The organism is Phorcysia thermohydrogeniphila (assembly GCF_004339575.1).
GTDB lineage: Bacteria > Aquificota > Aquificia > Desulfurobacteriales > Desulfurobacteriaceae > Phorcysia > Phorcysia thermohydrogeniphila.
Map to the genome: position 1 here is coordinate 64,647 of NZ_SMFV01000006.1, position 15,161 is coordinate 79,807.

Here is a 15,161-nt window from a genome sequence, read left to right on the forward strand (position 1 = left end):
ACCTCCATAAATTCTTTCGAACCACTATACTCCTAAACCCCTCAACTTAACCTCACTGCTCCTAGGATGTGATTTCTAACATCAGATCTATTTCTTTCCTCGGAGGAATAATCATTGGTATCACTTATTTATCAGGATTATATCAGAATATCTGACAAGAGCCAAAACCCCAAACTTCTTTTTTAAGAACGCCACCAAGTTTACTTTTGCTAATTCAACTTCTTTGTTGATATCCAAAAAATATCACAACCATTATCTCTCCTAATAACTAGCAACTGGACAAATGTGGCGGTAGTCGCACCATTTGCAGTTGAGTTCACAGGGAGAAGGAACGAGCTCTTCAAAGGTTTTGCCGTTAAATTCTTCCTCTACCATCTCTATGATTGGAAGTAGGCGAATTTTAAAGGACTCTAAGTCCCTTTGGGTGAAAATAAACCTGTTCACAGTTCCGTAGCGGACGTTGTGAACTTCTAAGGCGAATCTTTCAAATTCTGGAAACTTCACGCTGGCTAAAAGGGCATACCAGCGGAGCTGAGTTTTTATTTTGTTGTTAAAGTCCCTGCTTTTGTTGGTCTTGTGGTCAACAATGTAAAGGGTTTCTCCTTTTGAAAAAATAAAGTCAAGCTTTCCCCTTAAAAATACGCGGGACGAGTCAAATTCGCTAACAGGTCTTAGCTCTCCATCAACGGCTATTTCAAGCTCCGAGGCAATCAGACTGCTGCCGGCAGCTCTTTTAAGCTGGCCGTTTACGTAGCGGAGGATATTGGGAAAGAACTCTGCTATTTTGTTAACGTCTGCTAAGGGCTCTTCTTTCTTAAAGTTTTCGGCAAAGTAGTAAAGGAGCTCCCTGTTTAAAGGCCTCTCCCTCTTAAAGGCAACGTTTAGGGCATTCTCAAGGACAAAGTGAACGCCACTACCAAGAACGAGGAACTCCGGCTTTTCAAGGGGCTCTACTTTTGCCACGTAACGCCAGAAGAACTCGTATTGGCACTTTTTGGCCTTCTGAACCTTTGAGAAGGACCAAGGGCGAAGGTGAGAGAGCTTTATCCTTAACCCCGTTTTTCCCTCAATCACTCTTTAAAACCTCTCTAAAGCGATAAGATACCGACTTCATCAAATTTAAATAGCTCTTAAGCTTTGGCAGAACAGATTCTACAACTTCACGACGATAGACGTGAGAAAGTAAGTTCCTATCCTCAAGCATAGAAAGACAGACTTCAAGCTCCTCATAGGTAAGATAACCAAGCTGAAATAGCGATTTAAAGACCCTACGAGGAGAACCTGCGTCAACGCCTTCAAGCCTTGCAAGGAGCTCCTTCCCAACTTTCCAGAAAAGTTCATAACTCATCTCAAACTTTTGAACTTGCCCACTCTCTAAAACGTCCTTTATAAAAGAAGGAAATTTAGAAAGGTCTATTTCTAAGGAGTCCTCAAAGTTTTTAAGAGCTTTTTCAAGCTCTTCCAGCCTTTTTATTTCCATTCAATACCCTCTTTTAGAACCACTTCTTTTAGACTATCAGAAGCTCTACTGAGGTCAACAACGTCAACTGTAAAAGGAATGAAACTCTCCTCAACCAACTCATCAAGAGAACGCTTAAATCTTTTAAACTCCTCTTCTGATAACCCTTCTACTGCAATATCGGCGTCGGAGGAGCGACGGTAGTCGCCCCTCGCCCTTGAGCCAAAGAGGAAAACTTTACAGTCCTTTCCGTTAAGAAGGTCTAAAACGATACGGCGGAGCTCCTCTAAGAAACGCTCCTCTTTCTCTCTATCAATAGAAAGGTCAAGTGGCACGTTAACCTCCAAGGAGTTCCCTGATTTTCTTAACTACCTCTTTAACGGGAACTTCAAACCTTTCACCGCTCTTCCTGACCTTTATCTCAACAATTCCCTCTGAGGCCTTTTTACCGACGATAACTTGGAAAGGAATTCCTATTAGGTCAGCGTCCTTGAACTTAAATCCGGGACGGGCGTTTCTATCGTCAATTATGACGTCAAAGCCTTCTCTCTGGAGGGTCTCATAAATCTCCTCTGCCGTATTCCTTATCTCCTCCTTCTTAACGTTAACAGGAATAACGATAACGTGGAAGGGGGCAATCTCGTAAGGCCAGATGATTCCGTCATCATCGTGGTTCTGCTCAACTGCTGCAGCCATAACCCTTGTAACGCCTATACCGTAACAGCCCATTACCATTGGCTTTTCAACGCCGTTTTCGTCAACGAATGTTGCGTTCATTGCCTCGCTGTACTTTGTCCCAAGCTTAAAGATGTGGCCTACTTCTATTCCTCTCTTTTCTATGAGGGGAGCTCCACAGTTTGGACAGGAGTCTCCTCCTCTTACTTCGGCAACGTCAATAAACTCCTTAACCACAAAGTCCCTTCCCCAGTTAACGTTCTGTAAGTGGTAGTCCTTCTCTCCAGCGCCGGCCACAAAGTTGACCATTGGAATTACGGAGTAGTCGGCATAAACGGGAATAGAAAGTCCAATCGGAGAGAGGAATCCTTTCGGCTGGCCTGTGAATTTTTCAATTTCCTCGTCCGTTGCAAGCCTTACCTCTTTGCCCCTAAAGACCTGCTTAAATTTTGTTTCCTCAACTTCCCTATCGCCCCTTACAGCAACGGCAACTGCCTCTCCGTCAACGATGTAGACGAGGAGCTTAAGTATCCTCTCAGGAGGAACGCTTAAGTATTCAGAAACTTCCTCTATTCTCTTTACGTTTGGAGTATGGACTTTCTGACACTCCTTAAACTCAGACTCTCTATTTTCAGGAACTTCTGGCTTTCTCTGAGCAGCTTTTTCTGTGCTTGCGGCGTAGCCACACTTTTCACAGTAAACGAGTTTGCTCTCACCTGTATCGGCTATAACCATAAACTCGTGGGAGAACTTTCCTCCTATCTCTCCCGTATCTGCCTCAACGGCCTTAAACTCAAGCCCCATTCTCTTAAAGATTCGGCTGTAAGTCTCGTACATGTTCCAGTATTCCCTTTCTGCGTCCTCATCGTTTACGTGGAAGGAGTAGGCGTCCTTCATGATGAACTCTCTGGCCCTCATGAGGCCAAAGCGGGGACGAATCTCGTCTCTGAACTTCCTTCCTATCTGGTAGAGGTTAAGGGGTAAATCCTTGTAGGACTTGACCTCTTTTCTAACGAGGTCTGTTATCATCTCCTCGGCGGTAGGCCCGAGGGCATAGTCCCTTTCGTGTCTGTCCTTGAACTTAATCATTTCTTTTCCGTAAACGTCCCACCTTCCGCTCTCTATCCAGAGCTCCGCCGGGTGCATTATTGGAAGTAAAACCTCTTGAGCACCGGCTCTGTCCATCTCCTCCCTTATTATCCTCTCTATCTTGTGGAGAACCCTTACTCCTAAGGGCAGGATATCGTAAAGCCCTGAGGCCTTTTTCCTGATAAAGCCAGCCCTTATGAGGAGCTTGTGGCTTGGGATTTCAGCATCTGCAGGGGACTCCTTCATTGTCGGTATAAAGGCCCTTGAAAACCTCATATCTCCTCCGCTAAATTTTCTGTGTTTGGAGGGAAATCATCATGAGAATTCTACACGTTGATACGGAAAAGGGGTGGCGGGGTGGAGAGCAACAGCTCTTCTACCTCGTAAAAGGACTTAAAGAGAGGGGTGTTGAAGTAGCAGTAGCCTGCAGGGTAGGAGACGAGCTTGAAAGGCGTTGCAGGGAAGAGGGAATAACAGTTTATCCTCTAAAGGGAAACCAAACCGGAGATATACTAAGGGTTGGAGCTCTTGGAAAAAATTATGACATTATCCATGCCCACGCTGCCAAAGCTCACACAATTGCTGCCTTTTCAAAGAAATTCCATAAAAAACCGGTTATCTACACAAGGAGAGTTGACTATCCACCGAAAAAGAATCCTTTAACAGAGCTAAAGTACAAGCTGACAGACAAAGTTGTCGCTATAACAGAATTCGTAGCAGACGTTTTAAAGAAAGAACTTAATTTGAAGGGAATAGAGGTAATCTACTCTGCCGTTGACGAAAATCTCCCAGAAAAGATTGAAACGAATAAAGTCAAAACTTTTAGAGAAAAGTTTAAAGGAAAAAAAATCATCGGTTCTGTTGCAGCATTAACGGAACAAAAGAACATTCCCAACTTGATAGAGGCAGCAAGAATTCTCTTAAAAGAAAGAAACGACCTTGCCTTTGTAGTTTTTGGAGAGGGGAAACTTAAAAGCTACCTTCAAAGTTTAATCAAAGAGAAAGGGCTTGAAGGCTCATTTTTATTGGCAGGCTTTAAAGAGGACGTTTACAACTACGTGAAGGGGTTTGACGTCTTCGTCCTCCCGTCCGACTATGAGGGGTTGGGGAGTTCCCTTCTCATAGCCATGCTTCTCAACGTGCCCGTTGTGGCCACTAAGGTAGGGGGTGTCCCGGAAGTAATAAAAGACGGGGAAACGGGACTCCTCGTTGAGAGGAGAAATCCTGTAAAATTGGCCGACGCAATTTTAAGGCTCTTAGATGGCTCCAAACTCCGAAAACGCATTACTACAAAGGCCTACAGCGTGGTTGTGGATAACTTTTCAGTTGGTAGAATGGTAGATGCATACCTCAGGCTCTACGGGGAGGTAGTAGGTGTTTGAACATTTATGGGAAAGGTGCTTAAATGAGCTCAAGAAAAAGGTAAAACCCCACCTCTTTAAAACGTGGTTCAAGGAACTAAAAGTTATATCTGTTGAGGGAAATACTCTTAAATTAAAAGCGAAAGATAGAATAGTTAAAGAATACCTTGAGAAAAACTACCTCCCCCTCTTAAAGGAAATCGTCTTCCGAGAATTTGGAAGGCATATGGAAATAGAACTGCTCCTCCCCGAAGAGGTCTCAAAACCTCTCCAGCTTGAGCTTAACCTCTTTCAGAACAAAGAAAAGAAAAAGAACGTAGAATCAAATTTAAACCCAAAATACACCTTTGAGAACTTTGTCGTAGGAGCAAGCAACCAGTTTGCCCATGCCGCGGCTGTAGCCGTTGCAGAGAACCCGGGGAAAGCCTACAACCCGCTCTTTATATACGGGGGAGTAGGACTCGGAAAAACCCACCTTATGCAGGCAATAGGAAACTACGTAAAGAAAAAAATGCCTGAAAAAACCGTTGTTTACACGACAACAGAAAGCTTCATGAACGAGCTTATAGAAGCTCTCAGAAAAGACACTGTAACGGAATTTAGGGAAAAGTACAGAACTGTTGACGTTCTCCTCGTTGACGATATTCAGTTTATAAGTGGTAAGGACAGAACACAGATAGAGTTCTTCCACACCTTTAACGCCCTCTACGATGCAGGTAAACAGATAGTCCTCACAAGTGACCGTCCCCCTAAGGACATTCCCACCTTAACCGACAGGTTGAGAAACCGCTTTGAGTGGGGACTAATTGCAGACATACAGCCTCCAGACTTTGAAACGAGAATAGCTATCTTGAGGAGAAAGGCAGAAGCCGAAAAGATAGAGGTGGACGATAACGTCCTAAAGCTAATAGCAACGATAATAAAGTCAAACATCAGACAGCTTGAGGGAGCTCTCATAAAGTTAAAAGCAAAGGCCATACTTGAAAATAGACCGATAGACGAGGAATTGGTTCGCTCCATGTTTGGAATCGGGAGCTCTGTCAAAGTAGAAAATCCTTCCCGTTCAGACATTTCAATAGACGAGATAAAACAGGTAGTGTGCGAAATGTTTGGAATAACCTTAGAACAAATAGATAGCTCAACGAGAAAAAAGCAGATAGCCCTTGCAAGACAGATAGCCATGTATTTATCAAGGAAATTTGGGAACTTCTCATTCCCCAAAATTGCAGCCGCATTCCATAAGAACGACCATACAACCGTTATGCACGCGGTTACAAAAATAGAAGAACTAAGAAATGAAAATGAAGAAATAAACCACATAATCCTTGAGCTTGAGAAACGCCTAAACCTTTTAGTCGGAGAGGTGAAAGTAGAAGAGTGAGAATGTCCACAAGCCTGTGGATAAACCTGTGGATAACATTGTGGATAAGTATGTGGATAACGTTGTGGACAAAACTGTGGATAACTCAAAACTGTGGATAACTCCGACTCCCTTCTTTCACTTATCCACAAGAATCTGGTTAATTGTGGATAACTTTAAAGTTATCCACAGGGTTATCCACAGGAGTTATCCACAGGTTGCGAAAAAATGTTGTAGAATATCAAGGGCTTGAGCCATCTGTGCACAAAATTTGTGCACTCTAATACTATTACTACTATATATGCTTTAAGTAGATAGATACAAGGATACAAGGAGGTATAAGAATATGGAAGTAAGGATTAGTAAGAATAAAATAAAGGAGGCCGTAAAAAAAGTTGCATCCGCAGCCGACAAAAAGGGGAACATCCCTATCCTATCAAACATCCTGATAGAGGCTGAGGACAACGTTCTTAGATTAACGGCCACGAACCTTGAAGTTGGTATCTCTACACTTGTAGACTGTGAGGTTATAGAACCGGGGAAAACTACCGTAAACGCTGCAAAAGCTGCAAAGCTTTTTTCCAGCCTTACAGGTGAAGAGTTCGTCCTTGAAACTGATGACAGTAAGCTCGTCATTAAGTCTGTAAACTCCCGTTTCTCCCTTGCAACGTTGCCTCCAGAAGAGTTTCCAGAGGTAGAAATACCAGAAACTTACAGCGTAAGGCTCCTGTCTGCAGAGGTTGATAGGGCGATAAAGAAAGTTTCATACGCGGTTAGCAGGGATGAAGCCCGTTACATCCTTACAGGGGTTCTTCTAAGGTCCTTCGGAGACAAGGTTCACGCTGTTGCCACCGATGGACACAGGCTTGCCCTTTACGAGATGAAAGCTGAGGCGGAGGAGTTCTCTGCCATAGTTCCTAAGAAATCCCTTGCTGAGCTGAAGAAGCTTCTAAAGGAAAGTGAAGAGGTGGAGCTCCTTCTGAAGGAGAACAGGCTCTACTTTAGGGTTGGCGATACGGTAATGTGGACCTCCGTCATAGAGGGTGAGTATCCAGACTACCTTGCGGTTATTCCTGAAAACAATCCCTTACAGTGCATCACCGGTAAGGAGGAGCTTGTCGGAGCTCTCAAGGAAGTTTCTGTGATTTACGACAAAGAGGAAGTTAGGGCCGTTATCATCAACATTACACCGGGGAACATGAAGCTAACGGCAAGGAAGGTGGATGTAGAATCGGCCTCTGAAGAGGCGGAGGTAAACATACCTGTAGAATACACGGGTGAGGAATTTGAGATAGGCTTTAACATAAACCACCTCCTTGAGTCCGTTTCCTCCTTTGACGGTGATACGGTGAAGATACTAATGGATCAGCCCATATCTCCGGTTCTTATAGTTTCTGAGGAAGAGCCTGAACTTAAGAACGTCATAATGCCGATGAAAGTGTAATGGGTAGGATAAAGACGGTTCCGAATTTCCTAACGCTTGTAAGGATACTTCTACTTCCCCTTCTAGTGGTTCTGATCATAAAGGAGCGGTTCACGGCCGCTCTTTTTCTTTTTATCGTGTGTGCCGTTACCGATTTTCTTGACGGCTACGTGGCAAGGAAATTTAAGAGCATAACGAGTCTCGGAATGTTACTTGATCCTGTGGCTGATAAATTGCTTACCTCTTCAACTCTGATATCCCTTGCCTACGTGAAGCTCTGTGACCCTTACTCCGTTATAGCCATAGTCGGAAGAGAAGAAGCCGTTACAGGGATGAGGGCCATAGCTGCCTCACGGGGACTCGTCATTCCTGCTTCCAGAGGAGGAAAACTCAAAACTGCACTAATTATGACATCTGTCGTTTTTCTCCTATCTGGGTGGAGAGCTCTGGGAGAAGGCTTACTTATTCTCTCTGCCTTTGTGGCTATATACACCGGTGCTGTTTACTTTTACAGATTCTTTAAAGTTCTCCGAGAGGAATAAAATGGATGGCGTTTTCATCTTGGCTTGCATTCTTGCGTTTGTTTTTGGTTCCATTCCCTTTGGGTTTGTGATAGGTAAGCTTAAAGGGGTTGACGTTCGCCAGTACGGAAGTGGAAACATAGGGGCTACCAACGTATCAAGGGTTCTTGGGAAAAAGTACGGGGCTTTAGTTCTCCTCCTTGATGCTCTAAAGGGAGCTCTGCCCGTTCTTTTCCTGAAAGTATCTGGTTATTCCATAGAGTATCAGGTGGTTGCCGGCCTTTCTGCGATTTTAGGCCACTGCTTTTCTCCCTTCCTCAAGTTTAGAGGAGGAAAAGGAGTAGCTACGGGACTTGGAGTCTTCCTTGTAGTTTCCCCGAAGGTTACGCTGATTGCCTTCCTCGTGTTCCTTTCGGTGTTTCTCACTACCCGTTACGTATCACTTTCTTCAATAACAGCTGCTCTTTCGTTTCCCCTTGTTTTCAGGTTTCTTGAGAAGCCTTCAGATTTCACATCCTTGATTCTCTTCATTACAGCTTTTGTCGTTGTTGGTAAGCACTACCAGAACATCATCAGACTCCTTAAGGGGGAGGAGAAAAAGTTTAAGTAAACCTTTGAGGAGTGGAAAATGGAGCTTAAAGAGTACTTAAAAGAGAGGAAGGAGATTATAGACAGGGAGATACTCAATTACCTCCCTGAGGACCCTCCTTTTGGAAAAAGACTCTACGAGGCAGTTCGTTACTCCCTCACAGTTGGAGGGAAACGTTTAAGGCCTATCCTCTGTATGGCTGGCTGTGAGGCTGTTGGGGAGGATTATAGGCTTGCTATCTTACCGGCCTGTGCAATAGAGATGATTCATACTTACTCCCTCGTCCACGACGACCTTCCTGCTATGGACAACGATACTCTAAGGAGAGGACATCCTACTACTTGGTGTAAGTTTGATGAGGCAACGGCTATCTTAGCGGGGGATGCCCTTTTAAACAGGGCTTTTGAGGTGCTGTCTGAGTGGGAGTTTGACTGTGAGAGAAAGGTTAGAGTAATTCAGGAGATAGCGAAGGCTTCCGGAATGCTTGGGATGGTTCTGGGACAGCAGTGCGATATGGACGCTGAGGGTAGGGAGGACGTTACCTTAGAGGAGCTCCTCTTTATGCACCGCCACAAGACGGGAAGGCTGATAACGGCCTCTGTCGTTTCTGGAGGTATAACCGGAGGAGGAAGTAAGGAGGAAATAGAGGCCCTCAGGAAGTATGGCGACGGTATAGGACTTGCCTTTCAGATTGTTGACGACGTTCTGGATGTTGTAGGAGACCAAGAAAAGCTCGGAAAAAACGTAGGTTCTGACGTTGAAAAAGGAAAGGTAACCTTTGTTACGTTCTTTGGAGTTGACGGCGCTAAGAAGAGGGCAGAAGAAGAGGTTGAGAAGGCCATATCTGCCCTTGACATCTTTCCAAAAAGTAGAGTTGAGCCCCTCATTGGTATTGCACGATTTATTGTGGAGAGGGAGTATTGAGCTATACGCTGTATTTCTTGAAATTTCCTGAGGTGGAGATAATCTTTTAGGATTAGTGAGGGAGAGAAAGTAAAAGGAGGCACTTTGCTTTTAGAGCAGGTTAACTCGCCGGAAGATTTAAAAAAGCTAAGCGTAGAGGAGCTTAAAAAGCTTGCAGAGGAAGTAAGGGAGTTCATTATTGAAATTGTTGATAAAACTGGTGGACACTTGGCCTCTTCTTTGGGAGTTGTTGAGCTGACGATTGCCCTCCTGAAAGTTTTTTCTCCCCCTCGGGACGAAATAGTCTGGGATGTGGGTCACCAGTCTTACCCTTACAAGATACTAACTGACAGGAAGGAGAGGTTTCACACTTTACGCCAGTTTGGGGGGATATCCGGCTTTCCTTCCATAAAGGAGAGCCCTTACGACGCTTTTGGAACAGGTCACAGTTCAACTTCAATATCTGCGGCACTGGGGATAAGGATAGGGAAAAAGTTAAAGGGAGAAGAGGGACACGTAATTGCCGTTATAGGTGATGGAGCTCTAACTGCCGGAGAGGCTTACGAGGGTCTTAATAACGCCGGCCAACTTGGTGAAGACCTGATAGTAATTCTCAACGATAATGAGATGTCAATAGCAAAGAACATAGGTGCTATTTCAAACTACCTTACAAAGGTGGCCACCGGGGAGAACTTTAGGAGGGCAAAAAAGAGACTAGAAGAGGTAACTAAAAAGGTCTTTGGAGAGAGAGTATACAAGAGGTTAAAGAGGGTTGAAGACCTGATAGTAAAGGGGCTCTTCTCTCCCGGAATGCTCTTTGAGGAGCTCGGGTTTAGGTATGTTGGACCAATAGACGGTCACGATTTGGATACCCTCATCGTTACGCTAAAAAACGTTTCAAAAATGAAAGGGCCAACCTTAGTTCACGTTGTAACCAAAAAGGGGAAGGGCTACGAGCCTGCAGAGAAAAAGCCTGAAAAGTTTCACGGAGTCCCGCCGAAAAAGAAGAAAAAAGAAAACCTTCCTCCGACCTACACGGAGGTTTTCTCAAAAACCCTTGTTGAAATAGCAGGAGAAAATAGGGACGTTGTGGCCATAACAGCTGCAATGCCCTCTGGGACAGGGCTTGATAGATTTAAGGAGCACTTTCCGGAGCGTTACTTTGACGTCGGAATAGCCGAACAGCACGCCGTAACCTTTGCCGCCGGAATGGCTAAGAAAGGCCTAAAGCCCGTTGTTGCTATATATTCAACCTTCCTTCAGAGGGCTTACGACCAGATTGTTCACGACGTTGCTCTTCAAGAACTTCCTGTAGTCTTTGCCATAGACAGGGCAGGACTTGTTGGCGAGGATGGAGCTACCCACCACGGCGCTTTTGACCTCTCTTACTTAAGGCACATTCCAAATATGATTGTTGCAGCACCGAAAGACGAAGAGGAGCTCCGTCACCTCCTCTTTACTGCAATTAGATCCGGTAAACCCTTTGCTGTTCGCTATCCCCGCGGCAGAGGCTATGGAGTTCCTTTAAGGGAGCCGTTAAAAGAGATTCCAATTGGAAACTGGGAGCTCCTAAGGGAAGGAAAAGAGATTGCCATCCTTGCAACCGGCTGGACTGTCTATCAGGCCTTAAAGGCTGCTGAAAGCCTTGAAAAGAAAGGAATATCCGTAACTGTTGTAAACGCCCGTTTTATAAAGCCGATGGACGAGGAACTCCTTAAAAGAATCGCCTCTGAGCATTCAGTAATCGTTACGGTTGAGGAGAATGTCGTTAAAGGAGGATTTGGCTCTGGTGTTGACGAGTTCCTATCCCCTTGGTACTCCGGAAGGGTCTTTAACTTGGGACTTCCAGACAGGTTCATAGAACACGGGGAGCAGAACCTCCTTCGCTGTATTGTCGGAATTGACGCAGAAAGGATTGAGAAGAAAATCCTTGAGCTTGTTGGTGAAAAGCCTTCCCCTGCAAAAAGCACTTGAGGGGATTTCAGTTGGACACGCTCTTTTCCTCCTCAATAAAAAGACCGCTTCCCTTTAGGCTCTTTCCAGAAAGCTTTGAGCAGTTTGTTGGACAGAGGCACATAGTTGGGGAGGGAAAACCTTTAAGGAAACTCCTTGAAAAGGGAAAGCTCTTTTCATCTATCTTCTGGGGGCCTCCGGGAACAGGGAAGACAGCCCTTGCTCGCCTCATTTCAAAGTTAACAAGCTCAGAGTTTATAGAGCTCAACGCCGTTACATCTACCATTCAGGACGTAAGGAAGGCCTTGGAAAGAGGGAGAAAAAAACTTTGAAATTGGAAAAAGGACGGTTCTCTTCATAGACGAGATTCACCGTTTTAACAAGGCTCAACAGGACGCACTCCTACCGGACGTAGAGGCTGGGAACGTGATACTTATCGGTGCGTCAACGGAAAACCCTTACTTTTCGCTAACTCCGGCCTTACGCTCAAGGGTAAAGATTTACGAGTTTAAGCCACTTTCGTCTGAGGAGCTTAGAGAGCTCTACAGGCTCGCTGTAACAGATAGAAGGGGACTTCCGGGATTTAAGGTTCCTTCAGAAGTTCTTGACCACCTGATAAGGTGCTCTTCCGGCGATGGAAGGAAGTTCCTCACTTACTTAGAAGAACTCTACGAGCTTACAGGTGGGAAAGAGCCAGACATTGCCCTTGCAGAGGAGCTTACCGAAAAGGCTTCTATTCGCTACGGAAAAGGCGACGACCACTACGACGTCATCTCTGCCTTCATAAAGTCCATACGGGGTAGCGACCCCGATGCAGCCCTCTACTACCTTGCAAAAATGCTCGTTGGTGGAGAAGACCCTGTATTTATCGCGAGGAGGCTCGTTATTCTTGCCTCTGAGGATATAGGCAACGCAAACCCAGAAGCTCTACTTGTGGCTACTGCTGCGTTACAGGCTGTAGAAAAAGTTGGAATGCCTGAGGCGGCCATTAACCTTGCCCAGGCCGTTATTTACCTTTCAATGTCCTTAAAGTCTAACGCCGTATATAAAGCTATAAAAAAAGCTATTGAGGACGTTGAGTCGGGTGTGGAGCTCCCCGTTCCTGACCACCTTAGGTCCGGATTTAAAAACAGGGGATACAGGTATCCCCACGACTATCCACGCCACTGGGTAGAGCAGGATTACCTTGTGGAGAAGAGGAAGTACTACGAGAGCTCCGGCATCGGTTTTGAGAAACAGCTTGAGGAGTGGCTAAAGTGGATGAAAGGGGAAGGTTAAGAGGCTTGAGAGTAAGAAATTTTTTTCTCATTTCCCTTTTTCTCTTTCTCCTCCTTTCTCCCCGTGAAGCTTTTCCTTTACAGGACGAAGGAGGAATTCTTTCCCTCTTCAGGGAGGAGATAGAGTCAGAAAGAGCTAACCTGCGCTTTGAGATACTTGACTCCTCTTACGCTGAATTTGACTTTGTTGGCGGTTTTGCCGATGGAAGGTATAGGCTAAAGTCTTACAGGGTAAAACCCTTAAAAGAAAACATTTATAGGCTGGAGCTCCTCTTTGAGAAGAAGAGAGGTTCTTTCAGGTATAGCCAGAGGGTAGTCTTCTACTTCTGGCAGGGAAGGAACAGGCTTGTTTTCTTAACGAAGGAGGGAAAAAAGTCCTTTGAGCTACCAGATGTAGAAATCAACATAGAGAAGACACCTTCCGGTTACAGGATTGTTAAGCTCTTTAAGGAGAAGGTTTTAAGGTTACCCGTTGAAGGTGGAACTGTCTATTTGAAGATTCGCAGGTTGAAATAAGAAGTATGTCAAGAATTTTATGTAAGCCATGAGATGCAATTTTTACAACTTGAAAGGAGAGCTTTTCAAGAATTATCTAAATCCAACTCTTTTTCTAAAACAATCTTTGCCATTTCTTCCTTTACCTTTTCGGCATCTTTACTAAAATGAGCCCTCCTGTGACAGTTAGGACACAGGGCGATTACCCATCTTGGATCATCAGGTCCACCATCTGATAGCCTATAAATATGGTGAACTTCTAAGTATGGTCTTAAATTTTTGGTGTAAAAAGGAGCTTCTGAACCGCAATACTCACAATGTCCTTCTGCGCGTTTTAGAGCGTATTCTCTTATGATTTTACTTCTCTTTATATACTCTCTCTTGGTACTTCTTTTTTCAGGATCTATATTAGCTTTTCCGTAAGCTAACTCCCTGATTTTCTTAAAATCCATTTCTTTAAAGTCTTCAGAAGTTTCGGAAAATTCGTGATTATTTTGAATTCCTTGATCAACAAATTCTATGTATTCTTCGTAAGGCATTAGCTTGAAAATTATTGCTTTCCTTTTTTTTCCTTCTCGGTCATACCCCTCTTTGATTTCATAGCCTACACATACAAATTGTCCAATGTATTCAACAAAACCTTTTTCCTCAGGTACACTTTTAAACAAATGTAGACTGTAACCCTCTATTTGATGGTCTCTGATTGCTTTGTTACCTCTTACGAACTCCATATCTCCACTCTGTCCTTCTCCACAATAAAGAAAGAACCCCTCTTTCCAACCATCTTCATAGCCAAACTCTTTTCCTCTTTCGCTTGTGAAAAGCATAATTATTTTGTACTTGCGAGACTTACTTATTCCACTTTGTCTATTACCTCCGTATTTGTCATGAAGTTCTTTTCTAAGATAGCGTTTACCCTTTTCAAACATTGAAGTTACCCCTCTAAATTTTTTGTGTTTAACGGTAAGCCATGACTTGCTAATGTTTTTTTTCTGCTTACGAGCTTTTGCTATAAAATATATCCATCAAAATCATCAGCTCCAATAAAAAAGCAGATGGCTTTCTCTAATTTCTTCATTTCTTCCCTCGTTAGAGATGCTATCCTTTCAGGAACGACTCTTGATAAGTCAATAGCTCTTATCTGGTCTATCATGACTGCTGAGTCTTTTTCTAAACGTTCCCTTGCCTTTATGAAGAGTCTCATGGGATATTTACCTTTCAGGTTAGAGGTTATAGGAGCTACAAGGACTGTTGGATAGTTTTCTAAGATCTCCTGTCTCTGAATAATCACTACTGGCCTTACCTTTCCCGGTTCTGCTCCCTTCGTTGGACTGAGCTTTGCAAGATATATGTTGCCTCTAACTAATTCCATCTGATATCGTTCCTTCAAGCTCTTCTATGTCTTTAAGGTTTTGAGGATCTTCAGCCAGTTCTTTTGCAGACTCAAGTAAGTTTTTAAGCATTTCCTGTTTTTCAATTTCTCTTTTGTAGAGAAGGAGAGCTTTCTTAACAACAAGGCTTTTGGGACTTCTGGTTTTCTTAGACAGGTTTTCCAGCAGCTCAAAAAATTGGTTGTCTAACCTGATTGTATATGTCTTCAATGTCTCCTCCATATGACCTTAAAAAGTATTCTATTACTTCAGGCGCAAATTAACAAGTTAATTAACAAAAGATAGTAGTAATTACCTGTAAGACATGGGAAGTGAGGTACTACGATTTTTCACCTTTTCCGAATATTGCGCATTGTCTCCAAGTCTCTAATTCCTGACATTTCAAGGTAACTACTATGTAGTAGATTCTGACAATGGGATTGACACCCGTAGGATTGTTTCCTATATTTCCTATCGTCAAAGTGGGCGGATAGCTCAGCTGGGAGAGCGCCAGCCTTACAAGCTGGAGGTCACAGGTTCGATCCCTGTTCCGCCCACCACTTAGCGGGGACGTAGTTCAGTTCTGGTTAGAACGCCGGCCTGTCACGCCGGAGGTCGCGGGTTCGAGTCCCGTCGTCCCCGCCATTTTTATTTTAAGGCCAAAAATTCCCGCCACTCTCACTCCC

At 44.1% G+C, this 15,161-nt stretch carries 18 protein-coding genes and 2 tRNA genes; 13 read left to right on the forward strand and 7 right to left on the reverse strand.

What is annotated here, in order from left to right:
• Positions 1 to 261 precede the first annotated feature (261 nt).
• The 4 genes from CLV27_RS07980 to CLV27_RS07995 are packed head-to-tail and all read right to left on the reverse strand — an operon-like array spanning position 262 to position 3,499.
• Positions 262 to 1,074, reverse strand: a complete 813-nt coding sequence (locus tag CLV27_RS07980; protein ID WP_243644918.1) for a RecB family exonuclease — start codon at positions 1,072 to 1,074, stop codon at positions 262 to 264.
• Positions 1,067 to 1,480, reverse strand: a complete 414-nt coding sequence (locus tag CLV27_RS07985; protein WP_132527600.1) for an HI0074 family nucleotidyltransferase substrate-binding subunit — start codon at positions 1,478 to 1,480, stop codon at positions 1,067 to 1,069. The genes CLV27_RS07980 and CLV27_RS07985 overlap by 8 nt, the downstream gene beginning before the upstream one ends.
• Positions 1,471 to 1,794, reverse strand: coding sequence for a nucleotidyltransferase family protein (locus tag CLV27_RS07990; protein ID WP_165863715.1), 324 nt, complete (start codon positions 1,792 to 1,794; stop codon positions 1,471 to 1,473). The genes CLV27_RS07985 and CLV27_RS07990 overlap by 10 nt, the downstream gene beginning before the upstream one ends.
• A 1-nt stretch (position 1,795) precedes the next feature.
• The gene (locus CLV27_RS07995) at positions 1,796 to 3,499 is read right to left on the reverse strand and encodes a proline--tRNA ligase (protein ID WP_132527604.1); all 1,704 of its coding nucleotides are present in this window, start codon (positions 3,497 to 3,499) and stop codon (positions 1,796 to 1,798) included.
• A 41-nt stretch (positions 3,500 to 3,540) separates the two neighbouring features.
• Here CLV27_RS07995 and CLV27_RS08000 point away from each other — a divergent pair, with 41 nt between their 5' ends.
• The 11 genes from CLV27_RS08000 (at position 3,541) to CLV27_RS08045 (ending at position 13,126) form a co-directional block, all read left to right on the forward strand.
• Positions 3,541 to 4,605, forward strand: coding sequence for a glycosyltransferase family 4 protein (locus CLV27_RS08000; protein ID WP_132527606.1), 1,065 nt, complete (start codon positions 3,541 to 3,543; stop codon positions 4,603 to 4,605).
• The gene (dnaA, locus tag CLV27_RS08005; RefSeq protein WP_132527608.1) at positions 4,598 to 5,965 is read left to right on the forward strand and encodes a chromosomal replication initiator protein DnaA; all 1,368 of its coding nucleotides are present in this window, start codon (positions 4,598 to 4,600) and stop codon (positions 5,963 to 5,965) included. The genes CLV27_RS08000 and dnaA overlap by 8 nt, the downstream gene beginning before the upstream one ends.
• 16 nt (positions 5,966 to 5,981) lie before the next feature.
• A complete protein-coding gene (locus CLV27_RS08010; RefSeq protein ID WP_165863716.1) occupies positions 5,982 to 6,197 on the forward strand; it encodes a hypothetical protein in 216 nt (71 codons plus the stop codon).
• A gap of 93 nt (positions 6,198 to 6,290) precedes the next feature.
• Positions 6,291 to 7,388 carry a DNA polymerase III subunit beta gene (dnaN, locus tag CLV27_RS08015; protein WP_132527612.1) on the forward strand — a complete coding sequence of 366 codons (1,098 nt, stop codon included), beginning with the start codon at positions 6,291 to 6,293 and terminating at the stop codon, positions 7,386 to 7,388.
• Positions 7,388 to 7,909, forward strand: coding sequence for a CDP-diacylglycerol--glycerol-3-phosphate 3-phosphatidyltransferase (gene pgsA / locus CLV27_RS08020; protein ID WP_132527614.1), 522 nt, complete (start codon positions 7,388 to 7,390; stop codon positions 7,907 to 7,909). Before dnaN ends, pgsA begins: the two co-directional genes overlap by 1 nt.
• A gap of 1 nt (position 7,910) precedes the next feature.
• Positions 7,911 to 8,498, forward strand: coding sequence for a glycerol-3-phosphate 1-O-acyltransferase PlsY (gene plsY, locus CLV27_RS08025; RefSeq protein ID WP_132527616.1), 588 nt, complete (start codon positions 7,911 to 7,913; stop codon positions 8,496 to 8,498).
• 18 nt (positions 8,499 to 8,516) lie between these two features.
• Positions 8,517 to 9,401, forward strand: coding sequence for a polyprenyl synthetase family protein (locus CLV27_RS08030; protein ID WP_132527618.1), 885 nt, complete (start codon positions 8,517 to 8,519; stop codon positions 9,399 to 9,401).
• A gap of 84 nt (positions 9,402 to 9,485) precedes the next feature.
• On the forward strand, positions 9,486 to 11,354 hold the full coding sequence (gene dxs, locus CLV27_RS08035; RefSeq protein WP_132527620.1) for a 1-deoxy-D-xylulose-5-phosphate synthase: 1,869 nt from the start codon (positions 9,486 to 9,488) through the stop codon (positions 11,352 to 11,354).
• 11 nt (positions 11,355 to 11,365) lie between these two features.
• Positions 11,366 to 11,665: an AAA family ATPase gene (locus CLV27_RS08645; RefSeq protein WP_207891613.1), complete on the forward strand. Its 300-nt coding sequence runs from the start codon at positions 11,366 to 11,368 to the stop codon at positions 11,663 to 11,665.
• Between the two features lie 34 nt (positions 11,666 to 11,699).
• A complete protein-coding gene (locus CLV27_RS08650) occupies positions 11,700 to 12,611 on the forward strand; it encodes a replication-associated recombination protein A (protein ID WP_345775895.1) in 912 nt (303 codons plus the stop codon).
• 5 nt (positions 12,612 to 12,616) lie between these two features.
• Positions 12,617 to 13,126, forward strand: a complete 510-nt coding sequence (locus CLV27_RS08045) for a hypothetical protein (RefSeq protein ID WP_132527622.1) — start codon at positions 12,617 to 12,619, stop codon at positions 13,124 to 13,126.
• 65 nt (positions 13,127 to 13,191) lie between these two features.
• Here the strand turns inward: CLV27_RS08045 and CLV27_RS08050 are convergent, their stop codons facing one another.
• The 3 genes from CLV27_RS08050 to CLV27_RS08060 form a co-directional block, all read right to left on the reverse strand.
• Positions 13,192 to 14,034, reverse strand: a complete 843-nt coding sequence (locus CLV27_RS08050; protein WP_132527624.1) for an HNH endonuclease — start codon at positions 14,032 to 14,034, stop codon at positions 13,192 to 13,194.
• 80 nt (positions 14,035 to 14,114) lie between these two features.
• Positions 14,115 to 14,477, reverse strand: a complete 363-nt coding sequence (locus CLV27_RS08055) for a type II toxin-antitoxin system PemK/MazF family toxin (protein ID WP_132527626.1) — start codon at positions 14,475 to 14,477, stop codon at positions 14,115 to 14,117.
• Positions 14,464 to 14,706: a ribbon-helix-helix domain-containing protein gene (locus CLV27_RS08060; protein ID WP_165863717.1), complete on the reverse strand. Its 243-nt coding sequence runs from the start codon at positions 14,704 to 14,706 to the stop codon at positions 14,464 to 14,466. Before CLV27_RS08060 ends, CLV27_RS08055 begins: the two co-directional genes overlap by 14 nt.
• 253 nt (positions 14,707 to 14,959) lie before the next feature.
• Here CLV27_RS08060 and CLV27_RS08065 point away from each other — a divergent pair.
• Together CLV27_RS08065 and CLV27_RS08070 are read left to right on the forward strand one after the other, a co-directional pair.
• Positions 14,960 to 15,035: transfer RNA gene (locus CLV27_RS08065), tRNA-Val, on the forward strand.
• A gap of 6 nt (positions 15,036 to 15,041) precedes the next feature.
• Positions 15,042 to 15,120, forward strand: a tRNA-Asp gene (locus CLV27_RS08070).
• Positions 15,121 to 15,161: the final 41 nt, after the last annotated feature.

Excerpts from the sequence above, each read along its gene's own strand:
- CLV27_RS07995 (WP_132527604.1), bottom strand. The coding sequence starts at position 3,499 with ATGAGGTTTTCAAGGGCCTTTATACCGACAATGAAGGAGTCCCCTGCA.
- CLV27_RS07985 (WP_132527600.1), bottom strand. The coding sequence starts at position 1,480 with ATGGAAATAAAAAGGCTGGAAGAGCTTGAAAAAGCTCTTAAAAACTTT.
- CLV27_RS08000 (WP_132527606.1), top strand. The coding sequence starts at position 3,541 with ATGAGAATTCTACACGTTGATACGGAAAAGGGGTGGCGGGGTGGAGAG.
- CLV27_RS08055 (WP_132527626.1), bottom strand. The coding sequence starts at position 14,477 with ATGGAATTAGTTAGAGGCAACATATATCTTGCAAAGCTCAGTCCAACG.
- CLV27_RS08030 (WP_132527618.1), top strand. The coding sequence starts at position 8,517 with ATGGAGCTTAAAGAGTACTTAAAAGAGAGGAAGGAGATTATAGACAGG.
- CLV27_RS08050 (WP_132527624.1), bottom strand. The coding sequence starts at position 14,034 with ATGTTTGAAAAGGGTAAACGCTATCTTAGAAAAGAACTTCATGACAAA.
- pgsA (WP_132527614.1), top strand. The coding sequence starts at position 7,388 with ATGGGTAGGATAAAGACGGTTCCGAATTTCCTAACGCTTGTAAGGATA.
- dnaN (WP_132527612.1), top strand. The coding sequence starts at position 6,291 with ATGGAAGTAAGGATTAGTAAGAATAAAATAAAGGAGGCCGTAAAAAAA.
- plsY (WP_132527616.1), top strand. The coding sequence starts at position 7,911 with ATGGATGGCGTTTTCATCTTGGCTTGCATTCTTGCGTTTGTTTTTGGT.